Source organism: Paenactinomyces guangxiensis, assembly GCF_016055185.1.
Lineage (GTDB): Bacteria > Bacillota > Bacilli > Thermoactinomycetales > Thermoactinomycetaceae > Paenactinomyces > Paenactinomyces guangxiensis.
Genome location: NZ_JAECVR010000001.1, coordinates 49,528 through 71,052 on the forward strand (window position 1 = coordinate 49,528; position 21,525 = coordinate 71,052).

The window sequence follows — 21,525 nt, forward strand, 5'->3', positions numbered from 1 at the left end:
GATTAATCTTCATAAGTTACGGGTAACAATATGTAACTCACTTTTGAGGAGGGCTTTTTGTGCAGTTAAAATCGAAAGCGCTTACCGGGATTGTACGTCCGTATCAAACGATTGATCGAATGTTGAAATCCCAAGGATTTCGTCGTTGCCACAATCAGCCGCCTGTCTACAACATGCAGATCAAGGATATGGTTTCAGGGATGACCTACTGTTTAAAAATCCCTACAACACCCGGTACGAATCCGGAATATTTACGTTTGGAATCACCTTCACTCGAACTGCAAACAAGTTTTAATAAACACAGCTACACACCGATGATTCCTGATTCGGTTGTCTCCGCTGTTCATCATAAAATGGAGGAAGTCGCCTCCTATTTAAGATCTTGATCACTGGATATGAAAAGAGCACCCACAACGGGTGCTCTTTTTAACCACTCAGCAACTGATCAGGTACGCTTTTGAATTTCCTTTTTCATCCGCTCTGCAAACTTGTTGGGGTCTTCGTTAAGCGAACGAGTATTTGGATCAACCCCAAGCTCTTTCCCTACTTCGTTCATTAGTTCATTGATCTTATTTTTGTTCCGAGATTGGTTACCCCGTCTCAGGGTATTGTTTAAAAAGCGGAACATAGGAAAAACGCCCCCTTTTTTTGCCACTCACCGAGTGTATTTTTATTATGTAACACAATCGATAACTTATTCAGACAAAATAAAAAGGCAGCCAATTTGATTTAGGTGGCTGCCTTCATCATTTTTGCCCCAGCACTTGGAGTTGTTTATCGATCAGAATCATCGGATAGACGCCTTCCACTTTTGTAAAATAACATCCTGAAGATTTTACCTCAATACATCCCCTGACCCAAAAACGGTTGTCTGCATAGATATCCGGGAAGCCCAGCAGGTGAACAGGGACCCACTTGTCTTCAACAAAGAGAACAGGGCCCGTCGATGAGACGGCTAACATGTACATCCCGGAGGGTTCACCGCCACTGCTTCCGCGATATTCGGGGACGATTGCGTTTTCTTTGATCCAATTTTTTGCTTCCACTGTGGTGGGCAGAGAGCGGATGAGCAATACATAAACTTTCTTGAAGGTCTGGTACACATCGGTGATCCCTTCTGCTTCCAACCAGCGGAATAAGTGCTTGAGCGTATTTAGAAAAATTTTGGATCCGTTCGGAGACGTTTTGGTGTGATCCAAATACCAGAAGCTTAAGAAATGAACCAGTGCATCCTCGTTCAACACAGACCAATCAAAGGACTGTCCGTAACGAATGGAAAGGTACTTGTACAACAAGTCCAGGGAACGGCTGTAAAAGGCCTGGGTCCCTTTTTGCAACCGGGCCACATGAGAGACAAAGAACTGTTCCAAGTGCTGCATGATGCGGCCGGGCAGTACTTGATCTTCTCCTTTCGGTTCCATCGTCCCCCAGAAAGGAGTTTCTTTCATGCTCTCCAGAATTTCCGGAGGAGAAGAAGCCAATTTTTCCATTTTTTCCAGCTCTTTTGCCCGTTGAATGGACCAGCCGAGAACTCTCCATCCGTTTTCTCTAGCCGTGAAGTCTTGGTGCTCGTCTCGTTGATGAGTATATTTCTCTAGCTGCACGAGTATCTCCCCTCTCATCTCATGCACAAAAGATGTATAAGGGCCAAAGAGTTCGTAACGATTTCCCATACGAATGAGTCGTGTAAATACGAGTTTTTCTCTGGGAACAGTTTCTCCCTTTTTCACCTCATATTCCACATCATCAATCAGTGATCGGAAAAGCATGCCCTCTTCCCTTATTTCCTTAATCTCGTAACAAGTAAACGGGGCATTACAAAAATTACGAGCCAGACGTTCTTTTGCCGGAGCATTGCGAATCGTTGACATCCAGGATTCAACAGGCCGCTTGCGGTTCAGACAAGGGGCATCAAACAGTAACCAGAAGCGAAAAGAGAAAAAAAAGTCACGGGGGATTGGCTGATCCAAAGGAAAGCGGAGCAATTTTTTAAATCGGTCTGCCCACTCCAGTTGCATCTCGGGTGAGCAACGCGCCAAAAACCATTGATTGAGGTTCAAGAGCAACTCGTTTTTCAGACGGCTGTCTCTCAATTCTCGTGCCTTTTCTGCTGAGGAAAACGTAATGACTCTCTCACAACATTTCTTGTATTTTTTACCGCTGCCACACGGACAAGGATCATTCCGTCCTACCATCGTCACACCTCGATGCAATTTTCCTTGTCTCAAGTATAAATGAAAAGGACAAACAACACAAAGGTATTTTGAAAAAAAAACCAATATGTTGACAACTTTATGGAAATCCTGGTTATGCAGCCCTTTTTATTAAAGTCTCTCCAGAGCAACAGAAGCGGGTTGATCCGTTTATTGTTTAGCCATGACTGATACGGGGGAAGCAAAGCAGAAAGGATGGAATAAAGGCACTGACCGGTCATATCCTGGGGGTTTTATAGGAGTTTATAATAAAAAAGATTTCTTTTCCACCAAAAAAATACCTGCAATGAAAAGACATCGCAGGCGGCTTATTATGAAATTATTTCAGGATTTTAATGGTGACCGTTCTGCGACCCCATTTAATCGCTTCAGACCTTGTTTCAAAGAAGAGGTCAATAATTCGACCATTTACGGCTCCACCCGTGTCCTCAGCTACACCGTATCCATATCCGGGAATATACAGCTTTGTACCCAGAGGGATTACGTCCGGGTCGACGGCAACCGTTCCCCTTTTTGGATAAGTTCCGGTTGCAGTTCGGTTTCCGGTATGGGTGTAACCTGTTGCCTCAACGGTCATTGTTCCTGTCGCCGTCAATTTCGGCTTATTTTTCTCTTCTTCTGCCAATTGCGTGCTAGTTCCAATTTTCACCACTTGGTCCACTGGTTTGATTGTTTCGACTAATGTTTCTGTAACTACCGGTTTCCCCTCTTTAACAAGCGGCTGTCCGTTTTTGTAATGCATCACTACGGCGTATATTTTTTTCCCTTTTTTTCCTTCTTTTTCTGTCTCTTTTTTCCCTTTGGCAAGTTCGTCATCTTTTTCCTCTTTTGTTTTAAAGGGAATCAGTTCGATTTTCTTCTTAATTCTCTGTTCGTACTGATCTACGACAACATTCATTCCATTGACAATTTTCTTATCTAAGGGAGTCGTTTGATCCCATTCTGTCAAAGTTACGTTCCGTTCTTCCAAAAATGCCCCAACTGTGGGTTTGGTGGTGTGAAAGGTCCCAACCTTTTTCCCGCCGACCTGCAAAGTAACTTCGCAATTGCATGTAAGCTGGATGTTACTCCGGTCTCCCACAGGTTGATCCCAGGGAATGCCGGGTTTGTATTGCTTTTTAAGCGCAGCGACGTCGAGCCCTTTTTCTTCCAGAGCCTCAGCCAGCGGTTCATTGCCGCTGTCAATGATGACTGGCTTCTCCTGATCACTGAAGGTGACTTTCACCTGCTTTGAAGAACAGCCCGCAAGTACAACCATGACAAGAATGGTCGTCACCGTAAGGCAGTTTAGAAGGATTTTTCTCATCAGGTACCTCCACTTGGTTCTAAAAATCAAGCACAGCCCGGCTCTTGCCGGCCAAACCTTCCTTGAGGAGAAAAGTTTTGCTTCCAATCGTCCAGTTCCTTCTGAAATTGCCTGAACAATGATCAATTATAACAAATAATACTCTCTAATTCTATGATTCTTTTTTTATGTTGAGCGGTGACTACTATAGATTTATGCACAAAGGATGTACAATGTCCCCCTTTTTTTCCGTTATCCTCCCTATTACTCTTCAACTTCTTCCGGATGTTTGGATTGGCGCCCCTGGTTAAACTTCGGTGAAGGCGCTACATACCTGGGCTGGTAATGTGTTGACTTGGGGCCGTAAATGGAGATATGCAGGGTTCCATTTTTTATGTCGCCAACAATGAGAATAGGTTCATTAAGCTGATTCTGAAATTTAAAATCAGGTCCTCCCCAGGAAACAGTGGCATCCCGATGCTTTGGAACATAAGTTACCTGTTTGCTGTGGCTGACACGCTGAATAATGCGCAGCCCAGCCTGGTCCACACTGTTGAAAAGGGTAGAGGAGGTCTGGCAAATCCCCCCGCCCACTCCTTCGCTATACTCCCCTTTAACAATAATTTTCGCCCTCCTGTATCCTTTTTCAACCGATCTTTTTCCCACAACACGGTTAAAAGAAAAAATTTGCCCGGGCAACAGGACATAATGGTCAATCTCTGCCGTTGATAATAGGATATTATGTGACCTGTTTTTATTGACGGGATTAAAAAAAGTTGTATAAGCGCCCAGCCTTTTTTCTTTTAATTGTTTCAATTTCTCTGTACTGACGGGTGGCTTTGACCAGATCACCGGCAAGTCGACGGGGTGATTGATATATTGGTGAATATGTTCCAGCCACTGATCAACCTGTTCGCGGTCGATGGCCCTGCCAAGTTGATGGGGAATGATTTTTCTCTGCCGATAGTAGGCGGACCGCGCAGGCCTATTCACTTCCTTCTCCACAACCAGATGAAACCAATCCATAAAAGCGCCGCGATCCAGGGTTGTCGGGTCAATACCGTCAAATCCAACATCACTCAGATTGAGCGTCCAGCGCTTTCCTTCATACTGCACGATGAAAAGGGGTGAATAGGAGTAAGAGGCCCGTGGCAATTTTGCTTTATCATTGTGGTTGCGATAAATTTGAGCCGGATCCCCGGCGGCTGAGTCGCCCGCCCAGCAAACGAAAAAGAGGTTGATCATAAGGTAAATCCATGCAATCTTTTTCCATGTAAGCATAAAATAACCCCTTTTTTGACATTATTTTGTATCAAAAAAGGGGTTACTATAACAGATTCACATAAGATTATTCAATAAGTAATACAAGACAATCACATTCCAGACGGTCAGGAGTGGAATCCCCACCCGAAAAGAGGGATGAAGAGTTTTATGGCAGAAAACTTTCATTCCGATCCATACTCCTGCGGCTCCTCCACAAAAAGAGAGGAGGAAAAACGTGCTCTCATTTACCCTCCACTTTCCTTTTTTTGCTTTCTGTTTATCCGATCCCATTAAGAAAAAACCATATGTACTCAAAAAAAGAACAAGCAACAGGACTAATCGTATCATATTTTGAATAATAACATATTGAACAAGTATTGTCGATAGTTTGTTCAATATTTAACAAACTTAAGTCGAATTTACTAACAAATTATTGAAAATTAGTGTCAAAGTACGTGAAATTATGTACAAAGTCTCCTGTCATGAGTATGATGATAGAAGGAAGTTTTACTATTTATCCGGGAGAGATCCCGTTGACCAACCTCTCCGATAAAAATTGTTTGTAGTAGAAAGGGCTGGCTCTCATGGATTCTGTAATCTGGAGTCGAATCTTAACCGCGGAAACATTAGCTTTTCATATTATCTGGGCAACGATTGGCGTTGGGGTTCCCATTTTTATCAGTATTGCTGAAGGATGGGGAATCTTTAAGAAAGATCCGCACTATATTCTTATGGCCAGACGGTGGACACGCGGATTTGTTATCACCGTTGCAGTCGGAGTTGTGACCGGAACCTGTATCGGATTGATGCTCTCCCTGCTGTGGCCCCGGTTTATGCAACTGGTTGGCAATGTAATCAGCCTGCCGCTCTTTCTGGAAACTTTCGCTTTCTTCTTTGAAGCGATTTTCCTCGGAATTTATCTTTATACATGGGACCGTTTTAAACACCCGATATTTCACTGGCTGACTTCAATCCCGATTATTATCGGATCAACTCTGTCTGCCGTATTTATTACAACAGTCAATTCCTTTATGAACACCCCTGCCGGATTTAAGATTGATGCAGCGGGCAAGGTGACTGATATTGATCCGATCGCTGCCATGCTCAACCCGGCTACACCCAGCAAAGTGGCACATGTTGTCTCCTCCGCTTACCTCACGTGCGGGTTTTTACTGGCGGGGATTGCTGCCTTTTACCTGTTGCGGGGCCGGACACATATTTACTATAAAAAAGCGTTGCGACTAACCATGATCGCAGGGTTTGTCCTGGCACTAGCCACCTTTGCCGCCGGCGATCTATCCGGGAAGTTTCTGGCCAAATACCAGCCGGCTAAACTGGCCGCCGCAGAATGGCACTTTGAAACCAGGTCAGAAGCCCCTTTGCTTTTCGGAGGGACGCTGGATGAAGAAACGCTTGAAGTCAAAAACGCGATTGAAATTCCATATGCCTTGAGCATTTTAGCCGGGGGAAGTCCGGACGAAAAAGTAATCGGACTAAATGAAATTCCGCGGGATGAATGGCCGCCTCTTTATGTTCACTATCTGTTTGACGGGATGGTTGCCATTGGCTTTTACCTGATGTTTATTTCCGGGCTGTTCTTATTTTTATGGATCAGAGGAAAAGGAAATGAATGGAGTCCCTGGGTGCTCAGGGGGATATTTCTCGGTGCCCCGCTCTCATTTATCGCGATTGAATTGGGGTGGATTTATGCAGAGGTGGGACGGCAACCCTGGATTATCAACGGTTTGATGCGGGTGGAGCATGCAGCCACAACCGCCGGTCATGTAGGGACAATTACTCTTTTGTTCAGCCTGTTATACGCGGCCCTTGCCATCGTGGCAGTCAGCGTGCTAATTCGCTTATTCCGCAAGCACAGTCCTGAGGACGAGTTACAAGAGAGATTTTCCGCTTAGGAAGGAGGGAGCCGCCAATGCTATTGGAAGTTATCGGCATTACCGTATTATGGGTTTTTCTGTACGGATATTTAATCGTAGCCTCAATTGATTTTGGGGCGGGTTTCTTTTCCTGTTACAGTATGTTGACCCGGAAAGACCATATCATCAACAAAATTATTGACCGTTACCTGTCCCCGGTCTGGGAAGTGACCAACGTCTTTTTGATTTTCTTTATCGTCGGCCTGGTCGGTTTTTTCCCGGACACCGCCTATTACTATGGCACAGCCCTTTTGATTCCGGGAGGAATTGCCCTTATTTTACTGACGATTCGCGGTTCGTTTTATGCCTTTGCCAACTATGGGGCCCGCAAAAGCCGGCTCTATATGTTCCTGTACGGGATGACCGGTCTGTTTATTCCCGCTTCCCTGTCAACCGTCCTGACGATCTCTGAAGGCGGGTTTATTGAAAAGGCAGGGGAAAAGGTAATTTTCCACGCTGAGCGGTTATTTACAAGCCCCTACTCCTGGAGCGTTGTTTTTCTGGCGATTGTCAGCATCCTTTATATCAGTGCAAGCTTCTTAACCTTTTACGCGCAAAAAGCAGGCGACCAGCCGGCGATGGAACAACTGCGCAAATATTCCCTGTTCTGGAGCGGCCCTGCGATTCTCGCCAGTTTGCTGGTTTTTTGGGGACTGTCCAAACATAATCCGCAGCACTTTGAAGCGGCGTTATCGATCGGCTGGATGTTTGGCGCTTCATTCCTCTGTTTCTGTGTGGCAGTCTACCTGATGTGGAAAAAAGAATCGTTGGGATTGTCTTTTGTGTTTGTCATGTTTCAATTTGCCTATGCTTTTTTCGGTTACGGAATCTCTCACATGCCATACCTGCTTTATCCCTACATCACCATCCAGAGCGGGCTTACCCATTCAACCATGGGCTGGGCACTGGTGATTGCTTTCATTGCCGGTTTGCTCTTGTTAATTCCTTCGCTCGCTCTTCTCTTATGGCTCTTCTTGTTTAACGCAAAATATGTGCGCGGTGAAAAGTGAAGAAATGATCATATATAAAAGAGGAACCATTTTCCCACCGTGTCACATCTGACAATCGTTTTTGACAGCGGGGGAAAATCGCTCCGGGTTAATCCAATACGGTATTGCCCCAGCGCTCTTCATCCATCCGGATTGAAGAGTGTTTTTTGAGAACTAAATCGTTAACTCCACCTGATGAACCGGTCCCCCTTCCACTTTGCTGTTTTCCGCCTGGAGCAAGTGGAGCAGCAGGGCTTTTTCAGCATGCATCCGGTTTTCCGCCTGTGTATAAATGATGGACTCCGGTGCTTCAATCAGTTCTTCTTCAATTTCGTAGCCCGGATGAATCGGCATATCATGCATAATGCAGGGTGTGAATCCTTGCAGATTTTGGCGGTTCAATTGGTATTTGGACATGGTTTTGATACGGACATTACGTTCTTGTTCGTAAGAGGGGTCATTAAAATATTCCATATCAATCCAGGTATCTGTATAAATAAAATTGGACTCACACACTGCCTGAGCCAAATCAGTTGTCCGGGTTACCAGGCCGGAGTTTTCCGCCTCTTTCATCAGCGATTCATCCCAGGAACTTTCGTTCACGATGGGTGTAACCAGATTGAGCTTCATGCCGACCTTGATACATGCTTGTACCAGTGAATTGGCAATATTGTTGTGAATTCCGACATACGTTAAGGTAACCCCCTGAAAGGTTCCCGCTACTTCATAGATGGTCATCAAGTCTGCCAGTGCCTGTGTCGGATGAAATTTTTCACAACAGCCATTGATGACAGGAACCAAGGAATATTTGGCCAATTCTTGAAGGTCGCTGTGTTTTTTCAGGCGGGCCATGATGACGTCACAGTTGGTAGAGACATATCTTGCTTCATATTGAATAGGAGAAATGCTAAAGTTACTGTTATTCCAGTCCATCAGTACCGCATATCCACCCATCTGGGCGATGCCTGAATGGAAAGACAGCATCGTACGGGTCGATGTTTTTTGAAAGAGCATAAGCAATCCCTTTCTAAAACAGGCATGATAATAATTTTCCGGATGTTTCTTTATATCAATTGCTTTTTTTACAAGTTGCATGATCTGTTCACCTGTTAGTTCCTGTAACGATAACACATGCATGATCAGGGACACTTCCTTTCAAGGAGAAAGTTTGTTTATATTTATACATTTTAATGCATTTTATTACAATAATCAACCCTGAAATCTCCTGTTCGATCCTTTATCAGGTTCTATTTTAGCTACATATTTATGCATACCGTTGTATCGCAAACATCATTTCCTTCCAAAATAAAAAACCACCGCCACTTACAAATGACGGTGGTTCATCTGAACAAAGTCCTATTTGCTTCAGGGATCTCACTCCCCATCAAATCAACCATATTCGATGGGATTATTTACTTGCATTTGTCTGTGCTTTACACAGTGGGCTCAAGATTGCTGTCCGGAACATGCGTCTACAAACGCTTGAAAAATCTTTGCGGCCTCCGTTTGGGTTGAGGTCATACACTCCGGATGCCACTGAACTCCCAGTACAAAGGGATGGGACTTCCCTTCAATCGCTTCGATTACACCGTCACTGGACCATGCCGATGCAACAAGCGAAGGGGCAGGTTCACGAACCGCCTGATGATGATAGCTGTTCACCTTGGCAGCTGTATGGTTCACAATTTGACTGAGCAGTGATCCTTCTTTGATTTGAATCGTATGAGATGCGTGGCTTCTCGGTGCGCGTTGTGCATGTTGCAAAAGGGGGCTTTTTTGGCTGGTTAAATCTTGAAACATATCCCCTTCAAGGGCGATATTCAGTATTTGGCACCCCCGGCAGATTCCCAGGATGGGCTTCTTCCTGGCGATAAAGTACCGGACCAGCTCAATCTCCATTTGATCCCGCTCGGGAACAATTTCCCCCAGGCCCGGAATTGGTTCCTCGCCAAACAAAGTGGGGTCAATATCCCCTCCGCCTGTCAACATTAATCCATCACATTTCGCTGCCATTCCCTCAATCACTCTAGTGTCTTCTGTGTAGGGAAGCAAAAGGGGAATTCCCCCGGCTTGAATAATTGCATCTGAATAATCACGCATCAAAAACAATTTTTTCTCTTGTTCCACTGACATAGTCAATCCAATCGTTACAGTCAACTCTCTCCCACCTCTTTGTGTCCGGGTTTTCACTTCTTTCTTCCCGTTAATATACATAATAAGTTCCTGTGTGAACGGTGACAGTCAATAAACCGGGTCACATAACCAATGTACACCAAATTCTTGATTCAATCACCCACGAAACGATTGAATTAGAAAATTTGCAGAAGGTACCGTTTTATGTAAACCTGCCGATCCTGTAAAAGTCGGGCTCACAATAAAAAAACTCCAGATCTGCGATACAGCTGGAGTTTTTTTGTTTTTAACTGTTCCTCTTACTTTGCATTTCGGGCTTGAACACGGTCGTTAAACAAAAAACTGATGGCGTAAATGCCTGCGATTCCAACTATAGCGTAAATGATTCGACTTAAACCGGAGGAATTCCTGATCGCATCACCGCCAAAAAGAGCAGCCACTAAATCCCATTGAAAAATGCCAACTAACAACCAGTTAATGGCACCGATGATCACCAAAATCAACGCTAATCTGCTCACGATTGTCCCTCCTTTAAAACTGGATCAATCCTAGTATGTGAAAAAAAAATACAGTTTATCCATGCAAAAAAAGCAACCCTGGGGAGAGGGTTGCTGTCAAACTTATACTCCAACTTTTTCCTTTTCCGTTTCCGCTTGTTTTTTGTAGTATTCCTCAGCCAGTTTATCAATCTCTTTTTTCAACTCAGCTACCATCTCTTTTTCCGGGATTTTCCGGATAATCTTTCCGTGCCTGAACAATAATCCTTCTCCCCGGGCACCGGCAATTCCGATATCTGCTTCTTTCGCTTCTCCCGGACCGTTGACGGCACAACCAAGTACAGAAACTTTAATCGGTGCTTTGATTTTAGATATATATTCTTCCACTTCGTTGGCGATGCTGATCAAGTCAATCTCAATGCGGCCGCAGGTCGGGCACGAGATCAGAGTAGCTGCATTGGCTGCGAGGCCAAAGGATTTAAGGAGTTCCCTCGCTACTTTTACTTCTTCGACCGGGTCGGCACTTAAGCTGATCCGAATGGTTGAGCCAATCCCGTAAGAAAGGATGGCCCCTAAGCCCGCAGCACTTTTCACCGTGCCGGAGAACAGGGTTCCGGACTCGGTAATTCCCAGGTGTAAAGGATATCTAAAGGCAGCCGCCGCTTTTTTATATGCTTCGATGGCCAGTCTTACATCGGAAGCTTTGAGGGAAACGACAATATCATGAAAATCCAGATCTTCCAGAATCCCAATATGGTATAAAGCACTTTCCACCATTCCGTCTGCAGTTGGGTATCCATACTTCTCCAAAATTCGCTTTTCCAGTGAACCCGCATTTACACCAATGCGAATGGGAATCCCGCGTTCCTTGGATGCTTTAACGACAGCCTCAACTTTTTCGCGGCGGCCGATGTTGCCAGGATTGATCCGGATCTTGTCAATACCGCCTTCAATCGCTTTAAGCGCCAACTTATAATCAAAGTGAATATCTGCGACCAAAGGAACGGAAATTTCCTTTTTAATTTCCGGAATCGCTTCAGCGGCACGCATATCCGGACATGCAACGCGCACAATCTGACAGCCAGCTTCGGCAAGCCGGTTAATTTCCGCGACAGTAGCTTTTACATCATGTGTTTTGGTGGTGGTCATGCTCTGGATGACCACCTGATCATTTCCACCAATTTGTATATTGCCTACTTTTACAGGTCTTGTTTCCGTTCGGTGATACATGGAAGCAATCGCTCCTTATCTATGACGTAGAAATATTCCCAGATGATACAGAACCATTTTATAGTATGCATAAATCATCGAAAACCGACATTCGGGCAGATGCTGCGCTTGCACCCGCAGGTTGTAGCAGTCAGCGGAACGGTGGGGCAACCTCAATAACAAAGTATACCACATATCGGCAAACAAAAAAGGAGCTTAGCCGCCCCTTTACATAAAACTTATTCTTTTTTTTCATTCTGGACATAGGCAATTAACGCTACTTTTCCATCCATCATCTGATTGAGCTGCTTTTCCAGATCGGTAATTTGAGCCATTACTTCCGGGTGATCCTTCAGGTCAACCAATTGGAAATCTTGTGCAGGATTATTTCTCACTTAAACGCCCCCTTATCCGGGATCTTTGTTTATCCACATACATTTTCATGGAAAAAGGAATCATCCCAAACCAGCGAACCGACCATGCCTCTCTGTTTGAAGCCTTTATGGATTTTCTTTCACTTCGCGGTGTCTCCATATACCACATCATTTTTTGCAATAAATAACTAATCCAATCTTTAAATGACATCATTTCCACCTCAACCTTTAGCTTGACCGGCGGAATGATAAATTAAACCTGTCTGCGCTGCCAAAACGAAAGGATTTTCTCCACTACATCGTCTGGGGAGCAGGAAGTTGTGTTAATGGTACAATCGGCAAAATCATATTTTCCGTCTCTCTCCCGGAATAGTTGCCGTACTTTTTGCCGGATATCTCCCTGTAACAATGGACGGTCCCGGTTCGCGGACAGGCGGCGGATAATTTCTTCAGGGGTTGCGTACAGATGGATCACCCACCCCTGTTCCTTCATCATTGCCCGATTTTCCGGTTTGAGTACAATTCCGCCACCTGTCGTAATAAGAGAGGGAGGCCCGGACAGAAGTTGTTGCAATACATCTGTTTCCTGTTCACGAAAAGATGCTTCCCCATATCGCTGAAAATACTCCGCTACGGAAAACCCCCATTTCTGTTCAATCTGTTGGTCGGTGTCCACCCAGGGCAAATTTATTTGTGCAGCGAGCTGTTGCCCAGCTGTCGTTTTTCCGGTCCCCATAAACCCGATAATAATGAGGTGTTTTTTTGCCGTTTCCATTCTATGTTCTCCTCACCTTTTAGCCATTATCTTACCGGATCCAGCGGATCACTGCCAGCGTGTGCGGATCAATCTCTGCTTGAATTGTTTGTTTGACTCCAAACCGCCCGGAAGCAGTTGCACGCACTTGAATATAGGAGTTTTCCGGTTTCAAGATTTCTGTAGTCACTTTTAATCCGTTAATTTGAAACACATCAGATTTAATCCGGTTTGGTTCCCGCTCCAGCCTTTGCTGGATCAATGCGATTCCGCTTTCGGCTGCATATTGTGCACGCATCCGTTCCCAGTACAAGTTCTGGGCCTGCCGGCTGTAAACCGATTGTGAGACTAGAAAACTAACCAGGATAAATAAAATAGTTAAAACAGCGACTACAACCGGTAAAGCCATCCCCCGTTCATCCCGTCTCATGGTTCCACCCTTCCGGCAACAGCTACACTCATGTCGAGATTTGCATTCCAATTTTGCAATCCGATATCAATCATCACTTTATCACGGCCGGGAACAAAAGTGATAAAGTAAACATGGTTAGCCAGGACGGTCATCCCTTTAAATGCGGTCTCCCCTTTTTTCTTCACACTTCTGACGACTTGCCTTTTCTGCCATTTATACCGGATCGTTTCCCCTGTCGGCAGATCAAACAGCAATGCCCCTTCATCGGTGCGGAAACCCCTTCCTTGCCGGATCTCAGCCTGAACTGATGTAACAAAAGCGATGTACTCCATCTGCAACCGATGATGGCTGACCAGCTTTTTGATCTCCGTTTCCAGAGTGCGGGCTGAAAAAAACAAGGCCGGGAGCAGCAGTACCAGCAATGACAGGGAAATAACAAGTTCTATGTATGTAAAACCCCGGTCATTTTTTAGAATCGATAATAGCGGTGGGTTTTTAAGTGCAATTTCCTCAGTTTTCCGTTTTTTTCTTTCCATTGAACCTCCACATCCATATGGTACAGAGAAACTTCCCTTGAACACTTCCATGAGACCAGATAGCTTTGTCCGGGAAAAATCCGGCTTGCTTTCACCTCGTCTCCCGTCATCGGGCCTTCTCCTGCTTGAGAGCGTAAAGCTTCCGTTTTCCCTTGCAGAAACGACATCGCTTCAAGGGCGGATAATTGTTGATGTTCCTGAGCTTTGAGCCCGAGAAAGGCAGGAATGGCAAACGAAAAAGCCACTCCCAACACAAACAGGGCCGTAATGATTTCGGCCAATGTATATCCTTGTTCGCTCTTGTTCATCGCTCCATCTCCACTTTTGGGCGTCCGGAAGCAACTTGCATTTTGATGGTACCGGTCAGTTGCCCGCCCAGGTAGAGTTGAAGCGTTCCGCCCTTTACCTGGCCTGTTTCCCTAAATACAATCCGATTAGCCGGATAATTGCTTTTTAACTGATAACGCGGCGGGATGGTTGTTTTTCTAAGAAGGTTGTTTCCCTGTTTCACAGTGATCAGATGGTTTTTGCTGTCAAGATGGACAATCACTTCTTGCCGGCGGCTGACCGCTTCCACCTGGGCCAGTTGCAAATCTGAGGCGATCGAATGGAGAAACATCTCTCTTTCCGCCCGTTCCCCAATCCGGGAAAAAGCAGGCAGGGAAAGCATTGCCAATAACCCCAGTAATGAAAGAATAAGAATCAATTCAACCAGTGTCCAACCGGCTTCCCGACGGTTTCTGCCGTTTCCTGTCATTTCTTGCAACTCACTCGTTTTTCACTGGATACCCCCGGAGAGCGATTGATAACATAACTGCCTTTTCCTCCCGGGCATTTGGGAACAGAGCGCAAATAACCCCGCTTTACCAGTTCGGCCACACTCGCAGGATATTCCCCAAATTCCAGATAGTAATTATCCGCCTGGGCGCTGATTAAGTTGCGATTGGCCTGATCAGCCTTCTCCCGGGCTTTTTCCCCGGCCTCTTTTAAATTTGGAATGGCGATCGCCAGGATCAGTCCGATGATAAAGAGAACAACTAACATTTCGATCAGAGTAAATCCTCTTTCATCTTGAATCTGTCGGTAACGGTTCATTTTTTGAACGCTCCTTTCTTTTTAAAGTGCCCTGACCAACTGCAGCATGGGCATAAACATGGCTATCACTGTCACAGCGATAAATAACCCGACCGCAAAGATTAGGATTGGTTCCAAACTTCGCGTAAACTGTTCAGCTTTATTCTTGATTATCAATTCCGTTCCCCTTCCCAAACTGAGCAAAGTTTCATCCAAGCGCCCGGAGCTTTCACCGATGGCAACCATCCTTGGCAGTGAAGGAAGAAACAAATGGGCAGATTGTTCCTTCAACGACTGGTGCAGTGAAGCCCCTTCCAACAACCGTTGTTTCATCTGCCTGACACAGACAGACAGTCCGGCCCATGGAGTAAGCTTTTCCATCAACTCTAATGCGGTCAGCAACGGAACTCCTGCTTTTAGCAAAGAACCCAGTTGAACGGACAGATAGTGAGTCATCCGGTATCGATAAACACTTCCCAGCAGAGGAAGACGAAACAGCCAACCTGTGAAAAAAACTTTTTTCTCCTTTGGACAAGCGCGCAGTACCCCTGCAAACAGAAGAACGGACAAAATCCCACCTCCTGTGCTCATCACAACAAGATTCACGATTTCATGGAGATTGAGCAAGATTTTTGTCAGTCCGGGCAGCTCAATTCCAAGCGTTTGATATAAAGTGGAAAAGCGGGGCAAAACAGCAGTAACCATAAAGGTCAGAGCAATCCCGACCAATCCCAGTACGAGACAGGGATAAATACAGGCCTGTCCAAGTTCCCGTATCATCCTGGCCCGGGAAGTGTAGTAACTCTCGCACTGATTCAGGCCAAACACATAGTCCCCGTGTTCCTCGGCAGCACGTATGAAAGATACAAACAGATCGGGAAACTTTTCTTGATGCAAGGCCTCAGAAAAACTGGACCCCTGTTTTAAAGCCTGAAGAAGGTGCGTTCCGGTCTCCTTGCGAATCATCTTTTGCTCAGTCAACAACTCCAGACTGGCGGTCAGAGGAATCCCGCTTCTGAGCAAATGGACCAACTGCTGGCTAAACAGGGCACACTTCTCTGAATTCCAAACACTGTTCCACATCTTCAGCCACCCGAATATATTCTTGATATGTCGTCTCACCCTTCTTCACCTTTGCCATCACCGCTTCACGAAGGGAAGACATTCCTCTGGATTGAAAATATTGACGCAGTTCAGTGAGCGGGCTCCGGTTGACTACCAGCTGTTGCACACCCTCCTCCATTATGATCACTTCAAAGGCACCGGTCCTCCCCCGGTAACCCATCTCCTGACATTCAGCACACCCCTCGCCCCCGCAATGGTTACATACAAGGCGGACCAAACGCTGGGCGACAACGCCGGAGAGGGCTGCGGCAACCCGGTACGGCTCGATATTCATGTCCAGTAAACGGGTGACAGCACTCGCTCCGTCTGACGTATGTAAAGTGGTTAAAACGAGATGACCGGTTAAAGCTGCCCTGATGGCAATGTCTGCCGTCTCCCGGTCGCGAATCTCTCCGACCATGATAACATTGGGATCTTGCCGCAACACAGCCCGCAGTCCCTGCGCAAAGGTCAGGCCTGCCCTGGGATGAATCTGCACCTGATTAATTCCGGGGATCTGAAGTTCAACCGGATCTTCCAAAGTAACCAGGTTTGCCTCCTTGTGGTTGAGATACTGCAGCATCGCATACAGGGTTGTGGTTTTCCCCGCTCCGGTCGGTCCGGTTACGATCAAAAGCCCGCTTGCATGCGCCAGCAGCCTCTGTAACCGCTTTATTTCCTCCCTTTCCATCCCCAGTTGATCCAAAGAAGCTGTTTCCGGACGGTTTCGCAACAAACGGAGAACAATTTTTTCGCCAAATAAAGTGGGAAGAGTTGAAATACGAACATCCAGTTTCCCTTCCTTTGACGCAATTGCCATCGCTCCGTCTTGAGGTACCCTTTTCTCCCCGATATCCAGATGGCTCATCACTTTTAACCGGGAGATCACAGCCGGGATTTTCTGCTTCGGCAGGCGGTCAATCTCCACGAGAAACCCGTCAACCCTCAACCGGATACGGAGCCCGTCCGCCTGTGGTTCAATATGGATATCACTCGCCCGCAGCTCCGTTGCCCGTTCAAATAAGTTTGAAATATAGGTAACGATATCCATCTCCCTTTCACCCTCCTTCTCCACAAAAATATTTTTAAAAAAAGGATAATTAGACATATTCTTCCTTAATTAGATAAATCCTTCTAATTTTCGACAAAAGCAAGAAATTTTTCTTTTGTCTATCAAATTTTAAATAAATTTTTTTGAATCATGTTCATTTCATAAGATAATAAAAATAAAACTATTAATTATTCTAGAGAAACTATTAAACCAGCGTGTGTGCTAAAAGGGGTTAAATTTGATACCTTTGGCTGGGCTGATTTTCGAACGTTATGGGTTAAGCATGTGGATATACAGAGGGAGGAAGAATGATTTGCGGGAGCAAATATCTACTGACACGTAAAAAATCACCGTCAATCATCATGCAGGCCGTTTAGTGTCTGCGTTCAACTACCAGAATCCGATCTTAACCTTGTTGCGATCTCCTTCCCCAGTCGGGTTACGGTCACAGCAAGGTTTCTTATTTGGACCAGCCCCGGGTGACAATCCTCTTCACGCGTATTCCGCCCCCCTCCGCCGTGCAGCCTGTTTCATTTGAATAAGACAGCACCAGAAGGGAACAGTAATCCTACCTTTCAAAATTCAATTGGCAGTGATCTGGAGGGCATCATTTTGGAAGCTAATGCCAACAGGAATCCGAACGAACCGAATCCGGATAAGGATAAACATCCTCCGGGGTAATATTTATTATTCATTACTGAGATGTGGGAAAGGTACAGCTATTACGGGATGAGATCAGTCCTCATCTTATATTTGACCACGCAGTTTATCAGCGGCGGATTGGGATTCGATACAGCCACTGCAGCCAGTCTTTACGGCACCTATACTGGTGCGGTATACCTTACGCCGATTATCGGAGGTTATCTTACTGACAGATTTATAAGCCTGCGGACTGCCATTACAATTGACGGGATTACGATGGCACTCGGGGATTTCACTTTATTTGCCATCCAAGAACGATGGGGATTATATCTCGGATTATTTTTATTAATTATCGGGAACGGATTCTTCAAACCAAACATTTCCACTCTGGTCGGTGAACTTTACAGCAAAAATGATCCGCGAAAAGATTCAGCATTTACCATTTTTTATATGGGGATTAACCTTGGAGCACTCTTTGCCCCGTTAATCGCTGGGCTTTTATATGAATACGTGTTTTACTCAACCACAGGCGGGATTGAACATTTAGGTTTTAAATGGGCTTTTCTAGCCTCATCCATAGGAATGACCCTTGGCCAGTTGACTTTCAATCTTTTTTCTAAAAAATACTTGGGTGATGTGGGCACAAAACCGGCACGAGCCAGGACAGCCCCTACAAATGCTGAGAAAGCCAAACCTTTAACACGGCACGAAAAACACCGGACAGCTGTGATCTTTATTTTAGCTTTATTTGTCATCATGTTTTGGGTCGGTTTTGAACAGGCCGGTGCCTCCTTTACGTTATATACGGAGGACTTTATTGACCGCACCATTTTCGGTTATGAAGTGCCGACATCATTTTTTCAATCACTGAACCCGTTATTCATTTTGTTGCTGGCACCTGTGATCTCAGCACTCTGGATTAAATTGTCAAAAACAAAACGCGGTGACTTTGCGATTCCGACAAAGATGTCTTTCGGTTTAATATTAATGGGAGCCGGATTTATGGTTATGGTTCCGGCCGTAATGATGACCGGAAGCGATGAAGCAAATATCACGATAAAAGCAAGCATGATGTTTATGGTTGCTACATATTTATTGCACACTCTCGGGGAACTTTGTTTATCACCCATCGGTTTGTCTCTGGTGAGCAAAATGGCCCCCCTTAAACTTGCTTCACTATTGATGGGGGTATGGTTTTTAAGTAATGCGGCCGCCAACTATCTAGCCGGACAAGTAGCCGCTATGACAGCTGCATTCGGTTATCTTGAGATCTTCATTTACCTGGGAATCGCGTCCATTGTACTTGGTTTCATCTTGCTGGCGCTGTCTAAGCAAATACAAAAGCTTATGCACCTGGATGAATTGGATGACATGGATGACGTCAGGGCTTTATCGTAATTTATCTTTTATCCGCTTCCCCATTTTCTGCTCAATGGTCCGCCTATGCGCTGCGGACCATCATTATATTTCTGCAAATTTGTTTAAAGGGAAGCACCTGGGTTCTAATCTTGTCCGCCTGGGAAATAATCTCCGCCAGATCCTTTGCAAAGGGATAACTTGTAAACTCGCAGGCATGATCAGGAAGATACGACCAAACCAAATGCAAACCATAGCGGTCAGAAACATAATCCTGTAGGTATTCCCCCGTAGCCGGCCGATAAATATAATGAAATTTAATCATTAAGTTTTCCCTCCTTATAACCGGACACCATCTCACGCTTATGACTCCTCCCCTTCATTTTCACATTAGAATCTTTGATATTCCTTTGAAAATATAATTGACTTATTCTGTTCCCTGATAAAGCTAACAGCACCCAAGAAGATTTTTTAAAGATTTATCGGAATTTACATGATATAATATTGATTGATAATAATTTATTTATTTAAAAAAGGAGGAGCCCATAAATGGTCATTCGCAAGAGAAAGAAAATCATCACGTTCTTGTTATTATTTACAATGATTGTCGGCATGGTAATTGGAGGCGCTTACAACGGTGTGATGGCAGAGGAAAGAGTACCGGCATACAAAAATCCAAATATGCCGATCGAAGCGCGCGTATCAGACCTTGTCTCCAGAATGACGCTGGATGAAAAAATCGGACAGATGGTTCAGGCAGAGCGAGAAGCCGTCACCCGGGATGATATAAAAACTTATATGATTGGTTCAGTATTAAGCGGCGGAGGGTCAGTGCCCGCTCAGAATACACCGGAAGGCTGGGCAGATACGGTCGACAATTTTCAAAAAGGCGCTCTGGAAACGCGGCTGGGCATCCCGATCATCTATGGTGTGGATGCGGTGCATGGTCACAATAATGTAAAAGATGCGACCATTTTCCCGCATAATATCGGCCTGGGTGCAGCGAATGACAGGGATCTTATGAAACGGATCGGAAGTGCCACAGCAGAGGAAGTACGGGCGACAGGTATAAGTTATACGTTTGCCCCCTGTCTTTGCTCTCCCCAGAATATACGTTGGGGCCGGACCTACGAGGGTTACAGCGAGGATCCCAAAGTGGTGGGAAAACTTGGTTCAGCTTTAATAGAAGGCCTTCAGGGCCACCGTAAAGACAGTGGATTTTTAAAAGGGACCAAGATTGCGGCAACCGCTAAACACTTCGTTGGTGACGGATTAACGAAAAATGGCATAGATCAGGGAAATGTAACAGAATATACGGATGAAGAATTGAAAAAATTTATCAAACCGTACAAAGAAGCCATAAAAACCGGCGCGAGATCGGTGATGATCACGTTCAGCAGTATAAATGGGCTCAAAACACACGGGGATTATCATATGATTACAGAAGTGCTAAAGGGTGAACTTGGTTTTACCGGCTTTGTAATCTCCGACTGGAATGGCGCTCAGCAGGTGGCTCCCGGTGATTTTCGAGAATCCATCAAACGAAGCATGAATGCAGGTATTGATATGTTTATGATCCCTCACGACTGGAAAAGGTTTATTACCACCACAAAAGATCTTGTTGCGAAAAATGAGGTACCGATGAGCCGTATTGATGATGCGGTAACAAGAATTTTACGGGTTAAATTTGAAAATGGACTCTTTGAGGCTCCTTTTGCCGACAGGAGTTTGGTTGCCAAAGGCGTCGGTTCAGCCGAACATAGAGAAATTGCCCGCGAGGCAGTAAGAAAATCGCAGGTACTCCTCAAAAACGATAACCATATTCTGCCCCTCAAAAAAGACGGATTAAACATTTTTGTCGCCGGGAAGAAAGCAGATAATATCGGTTACCAGTCCGGTGGCTGGACCATTAGCTGGCAAGGTGAAACGAAACCTGATCTGACAAAAGGTACAACCATATTAGAAGGAATCAAAGAAGTGGCTGGCCCGAATACAACCGTTGATTACAGCCAGGACGGAACGGGAGCCGAAGGACACGATGTCGCCATCGTAGTGATCGGTGAACCTCCTTATGCCGAAGGAGCCGGGGACAGAACAGATCTGGGGTTGTTGCAGGAAGATATTGATCTTTTAAATAAGGTGAAAACGACCGGTGTACCCATGGTGGTCATTCTGCAATCCGGAAGGCCCATGATTGTAACAGATCAAATTCAAGATTGGGATGCATTTGTCGCTGCCTGGCTGCCTGGAACAGAAGGTGCCGGTGTCGCGGACGTACTCTTTGGCGATTACAAATTTTCAGGGAAACTGCCCTATACATGGCCACGTAACATGGAGCAAGTGAATAACCATGACAAAAAGAACCCATTATTCCGTCTGGGATACGGTTTGAAAACGCGTTGAGAGGGCTGGGATTCCCTTCGGAGATCAGATGGGTTTGAAACCACAACAGATAATGACCGCCTCACTGATTGGGGCGGTTTTTCGTTTATGTTTCAATTCCATTATGGATGCAATTAAACCCCTTTAAATAAAGCCACTAATATCAACACTTTTCATTCTATTTCTTGCCCGTTAAGTCTGTAAACCCCCAATCCTGCACTCCCCTTAGATCAATTCGGAAAAGAGGTGATGATGGAGTTTTTTAGAGAGATTTTTTCCTGAACTATATAAGTTAAAGACGGTTTTTGTTATCTGAA

24 protein-coding genes and 1 pseudogene are annotated in these 21,525 nt (G+C 45.2%); 5 read left to right on the top strand and 20 right to left on the bottom strand.

Going from position 1 to position 21,525, the window contains the following annotated elements:
- Window positions 1-59: 59 nt before the first annotated feature.
- Complete coding sequence (locus I8U27_RS00245; RefSeq protein WP_181750481.1) at window positions 60-386, top strand: hypothetical protein; 327 nt, start codon at window positions 60-62, stop codon at window positions 384-386.
- Between the two features lie 59 nt (window positions 387-445).
- Here the strand turns inward: I8U27_RS00245 and I8U27_RS00250 are convergent, their stop codons facing one another.
- The 5 genes from I8U27_RS00250 to I8U27_RS00270 form a co-directional block, all read right to left on the bottom strand.
- A complete protein-coding gene (locus I8U27_RS00250; RefSeq protein WP_181750480.1) occupies window positions 446-628 on the bottom strand; it encodes a hypothetical protein in 183 nt (60 codons plus the stop codon).
- 118 nt (window positions 629-746) lie between these two features.
- Window positions 747-2,195, bottom strand: a complete 1,449-nt coding sequence (locus tag I8U27_RS20415) for an SEC-C metal-binding domain-containing protein (RefSeq protein ID WP_232345160.1) — start codon at window positions 2,193-2,195, stop codon at window positions 747-749.
- A gap of 337 nt (window positions 2,196-2,532) precedes the next feature.
- The gene (locus tag I8U27_RS00260; protein WP_181750479.1) at window positions 2,533-3,519 is read right to left on the bottom strand and encodes a G5 and 3D domain-containing protein; all 987 of its coding nucleotides are present in this window, start codon (window positions 3,517-3,519) and stop codon (window positions 2,533-2,535) included.
- Between the two features lie 243 nt (window positions 3,520-3,762).
- Window positions 3,763-4,779 (bottom strand): VanW family protein, encoded by a 1,017-nt coding sequence (locus I8U27_RS00265; RefSeq protein WP_181750478.1) that lies wholly within the window; start codon window positions 4,777-4,779, stop codon window positions 3,763-3,765.
- Between the two features lie 57 nt (window positions 4,780-4,836).
- Window positions 4,837-5,109 (bottom strand): DUF1294 domain-containing protein, encoded by a 273-nt coding sequence (locus I8U27_RS00270; RefSeq protein ID WP_220185860.1) that lies wholly within the window; start codon window positions 5,107-5,109, stop codon window positions 4,837-4,839.
- Window positions 5,110-5,345: 236 nt separating this feature from the next.
- Here I8U27_RS00270 and I8U27_RS00275 point away from each other — a divergent pair, with 236 nt between their 5' ends.
- Together I8U27_RS00275 and I8U27_RS00280 are read left to right on the top strand one after the other, a co-directional pair.
- Entirely contained in the window at window positions 5,346-6,674 is a 1,329-nt protein-coding gene (locus I8U27_RS00275) for a cytochrome ubiquinol oxidase subunit I (RefSeq protein WP_181750477.1), read from the top strand.
- Window positions 6,675-6,691: 17 nt separating this feature from the next.
- The gene (locus tag I8U27_RS00280; protein ID WP_181750476.1) at window positions 6,692-7,705 is read left to right on the top strand and encodes a cytochrome d ubiquinol oxidase subunit II; all 1,014 of its coding nucleotides are present in this window, start codon (window positions 6,692-6,694) and stop codon (window positions 7,703-7,705) included.
- Between the two features lie 153 nt (window positions 7,706-7,858).
- Here the strand turns inward: I8U27_RS00280 and I8U27_RS00285 are convergent, their stop codons facing one another.
- The 14 genes from I8U27_RS00285 to I8U27_RS00350 all read right to left on the bottom strand — a co-directional run bounded on the left by I8U27_RS00285 (window position 7,859) and on the right by I8U27_RS00350 (window position 16,828).
- A complete protein-coding gene (locus I8U27_RS00285) occupies window positions 7,859-8,821 on the bottom strand; it encodes a Rossmann-fold NAD(P)-binding domain-containing protein (protein WP_220185838.1) in 963 nt (320 codons plus the stop codon).
- A gap of 309 nt (window positions 8,822-9,130) precedes the next feature.
- Window positions 9,131-9,841 (bottom strand): gamma-glutamyl-gamma-aminobutyrate hydrolase family protein, encoded by a 711-nt coding sequence (locus I8U27_RS00290; RefSeq protein WP_232345163.1) that lies wholly within the window; start codon window positions 9,839-9,841, stop codon window positions 9,131-9,133.
- A gap of 275 nt (window positions 9,842-10,116) precedes the next feature.
- The gene (locus I8U27_RS00295) at window positions 10,117-10,335 is read right to left on the bottom strand and encodes a DUF378 domain-containing protein (protein WP_181750475.1); all 219 of its coding nucleotides are present in this window, start codon (window positions 10,333-10,335) and stop codon (window positions 10,117-10,119) included.
- Between the two features lie 102 nt (window positions 10,336-10,437).
- On the bottom strand, window positions 10,438-11,544 hold the full coding sequence (gene ispG, locus I8U27_RS00300) for a flavodoxin-dependent (E)-4-hydroxy-3-methylbut-2-enyl-diphosphate synthase (protein WP_181750474.1): 1,107 nt from the start codon (window positions 11,542-11,544) through the stop codon (window positions 10,438-10,440).
- Between the two features lie 218 nt (window positions 11,545-11,762).
- Window positions 11,763-11,918, bottom strand: a complete 156-nt coding sequence (locus I8U27_RS00305; RefSeq protein ID WP_181750473.1) for a hypothetical protein — start codon at window positions 11,916-11,918, stop codon at window positions 11,763-11,765.
- Entirely contained in the window at window positions 11,908-12,111 is a 204-nt protein-coding gene (locus I8U27_RS21210; RefSeq protein WP_377534483.1) for a YqzE family protein, read from the bottom strand. The genes I8U27_RS00305 and I8U27_RS21210 overlap by 11 nt, the downstream gene beginning before the upstream one ends.
- 39 nt (window positions 12,112-12,150) lie before the next feature.
- Window positions 12,151-12,672, bottom strand: coding sequence for a shikimate kinase (locus I8U27_RS00315; RefSeq protein WP_181750471.1), 522 nt, complete (start codon window positions 12,670-12,672; stop codon window positions 12,151-12,153).
- A gap of 31 nt (window positions 12,673-12,703) precedes the next feature.
- Window positions 12,704-13,081, bottom strand: coding sequence for a hypothetical protein (locus I8U27_RS00320; RefSeq protein ID WP_181750470.1), 378 nt, complete (start codon window positions 13,079-13,081; stop codon window positions 12,704-12,706).
- Window positions 13,078-13,599, bottom strand: a complete 522-nt coding sequence (locus I8U27_RS00325) for a hypothetical protein (protein WP_181750469.1) — start codon at window positions 13,597-13,599, stop codon at window positions 13,078-13,080. The genes I8U27_RS00320 and I8U27_RS00325 overlap by 4 nt, the downstream gene beginning before the upstream one ends.
- Window positions 13,533-13,907, bottom strand: a complete 375-nt coding sequence (locus I8U27_RS00330) for a pilus assembly FimT family protein (RefSeq protein ID WP_181750468.1) — start codon at window positions 13,905-13,907, stop codon at window positions 13,533-13,535. Before I8U27_RS00330 ends, I8U27_RS00325 begins: the two co-directional genes overlap by 67 nt.
- Window positions 13,904-14,356, bottom strand: a complete 453-nt coding sequence (locus I8U27_RS00335) for a GspH/FimT family protein (protein ID WP_181750467.1) — start codon at window positions 14,354-14,356, stop codon at window positions 13,904-13,906. Before I8U27_RS00335 ends, I8U27_RS00330 begins: the two co-directional genes overlap by 4 nt.
- Window positions 14,353-14,694 (bottom strand): competence type IV pilus major pilin ComGC, encoded by a 342-nt coding sequence (locus I8U27_RS00340; RefSeq protein WP_181750466.1) that lies wholly within the window; start codon window positions 14,692-14,694, stop codon window positions 14,353-14,355. Before I8U27_RS00340 ends, I8U27_RS00335 begins: the two co-directional genes overlap by 4 nt.
- A 21-nt stretch (window positions 14,695-14,715) precedes the next feature.
- On the bottom strand, window positions 14,716-15,756 hold the full coding sequence (locus I8U27_RS00345; protein ID WP_181750465.1) for a type II secretion system F family protein: 1,041 nt from the start codon (window positions 15,754-15,756) through the stop codon (window positions 14,716-14,718).
- Window positions 15,713-16,828: a GspE/PulE family protein gene (locus I8U27_RS00350; RefSeq protein WP_181750464.1), complete on the bottom strand. Its 1,116-nt coding sequence runs from the start codon at window positions 16,826-16,828 to the stop codon at window positions 15,713-15,715. Before I8U27_RS00350 ends, I8U27_RS00345 begins: the two co-directional genes overlap by 44 nt.
- A gap of 612 nt (window positions 16,829-17,440) precedes the next feature.
- On the opposite strand from I8U27_RS00350, the pseudogene I8U27_RS00355 reads away from it, so the two are divergent.
- Window positions 17,441-18,868 (top strand): annotated as a pseudogene (locus I8U27_RS00355) (peptide MFS transporter).
- 43 nt (window positions 18,869-18,911) lie between these two features.
- On the opposite strand, the gene I8U27_RS00360 reads toward I8U27_RS00355, so the two are convergent.
- Window positions 18,912-19,151: a hypothetical protein gene (locus tag I8U27_RS00360; protein WP_181750462.1), complete on the bottom strand. Its 240-nt coding sequence runs from the start codon at window positions 19,149-19,151 to the stop codon at window positions 18,912-18,914.
- A gap of 224 nt (window positions 19,152-19,375) precedes the next feature.
- Between I8U27_RS00360 and I8U27_RS00365 the strand changes: the two genes are divergently transcribed.
- On the top strand, window positions 19,376-21,229 hold the full coding sequence (locus I8U27_RS00365; RefSeq protein WP_198065813.1) for a glycoside hydrolase family 3 protein: 1,854 nt from the start codon (window positions 19,376-19,378) through the stop codon (window positions 21,227-21,229).
- Window positions 21,230-21,525: the final 296 nt, after the last annotated feature.

Coding starts and splice junctions, on each gene's coding strand:
- I8U27_RS00250 (WP_181750480.1), bottom strand. CDS start 628: ATGTTCCGCTTTTTAAACAATACCCTGAGACGGGGTAACCAATCTCGG.
- I8U27_RS20415 (WP_232345160.1), bottom strand. CDS start 2,195: ATGGTAGGACGGAATGATCCTTGTCCGTGTGGCAGCGGTAAAAAATAC.
- I8U27_RS00260 (WP_181750479.1), bottom strand. CDS start 3,519: ATGAGAAAAATCCTTCTAAACTGCCTTACGGTGACGACCATTCTTGTC.
- I8U27_RS00265 (WP_181750478.1), bottom strand. CDS start 4,779: ATGCTTACATGGAAAAAGATTGCATGGATTTACCTTATGATCAACCTC.
- I8U27_RS00270 (WP_220185860.1), bottom strand. CDS start 5,109: ATGATACGATTAGTCCTGTTGCTTGTTCTTTTTTTGAGTACATATGGT.
- I8U27_RS00275 (WP_181750477.1), top strand. CDS start 5,346: ATGGATTCTGTAATCTGGAGTCGAATCTTAACCGCGGAAACATTAGCT.
- I8U27_RS00280 (WP_181750476.1), top strand. CDS start 6,692: ATGCTATTGGAAGTTATCGGCATTACCGTATTATGGGTTTTTCTGTAC.
- I8U27_RS00285 (WP_220185838.1), bottom strand. CDS start 8,821: ATGCATGTGTTATCGTTACAGGAACTAACAGGTGAACAGATCATGCAA.
- ispG (WP_181750474.1), bottom strand. CDS start 11,544: ATGTATCACCGAACGGAAACAAGACCTGTAAAAGTAGGCAATATACAA.
- I8U27_RS21210 (WP_377534483.1), bottom strand. CDS start 12,111: ATGATGTCATTTAAAGATTGGATTAGTTATTTATTGCAAAAAATGATG.
- I8U27_RS00315 (WP_181750471.1), bottom strand. CDS start 12,672: ATGGAAACGGCAAAAAAACACCTCATTATTATCGGGTTTATGGGGACC.
- I8U27_RS00320 (WP_181750470.1), bottom strand. CDS start 13,081: ATGAGACGGGATGAACGGGGGATGGCTTTACCGGTTGTAGTCGCTGTT.
- I8U27_RS00325 (WP_181750469.1), bottom strand. CDS start 13,599: ATGGAAAGAAAAAAACGGAAAACTGAGGAAATTGCACTTAAAAACCCA.
- I8U27_RS00330 (WP_181750468.1), bottom strand. CDS start 13,907: ATGAACAAGAGCGAACAAGGATATACATTGGCCGAAATCATTACGGCC.
- I8U27_RS00335 (WP_181750467.1), bottom strand. CDS start 14,356: ATGACAGGAAACGGCAGAAACCGTCGGGAAGCCGGTTGGACACTGGTT.
- I8U27_RS00340 (WP_181750466.1), bottom strand. CDS start 14,694: ATGAACCGTTACCGACAGATTCAAGATGAAAGAGGATTTACTCTGATC.
- I8U27_RS00345 (WP_181750465.1), bottom strand. CDS start 15,756: ATGTGGAACAGTGTTTGGAATTCAGAGAAGTGTGCCCTGTTTAGCCAG.
- I8U27_RS00350 (WP_181750464.1), bottom strand. CDS start 16,828: ATGGATATCGTTACCTATATTTCAAACTTATTTGAACGGGCAACGGAG.
- I8U27_RS00360 (WP_181750462.1), bottom strand. CDS start 19,151: ATGATTAAATTTCATTATATTTATCGGCCGGCTACGGGGGAATACCTA.
- I8U27_RS00365 (WP_198065813.1), top strand. CDS start 19,376: ATGGTCATTCGCAAGAGAAAGAAAATCATCACGTTCTTGTTATTATTT.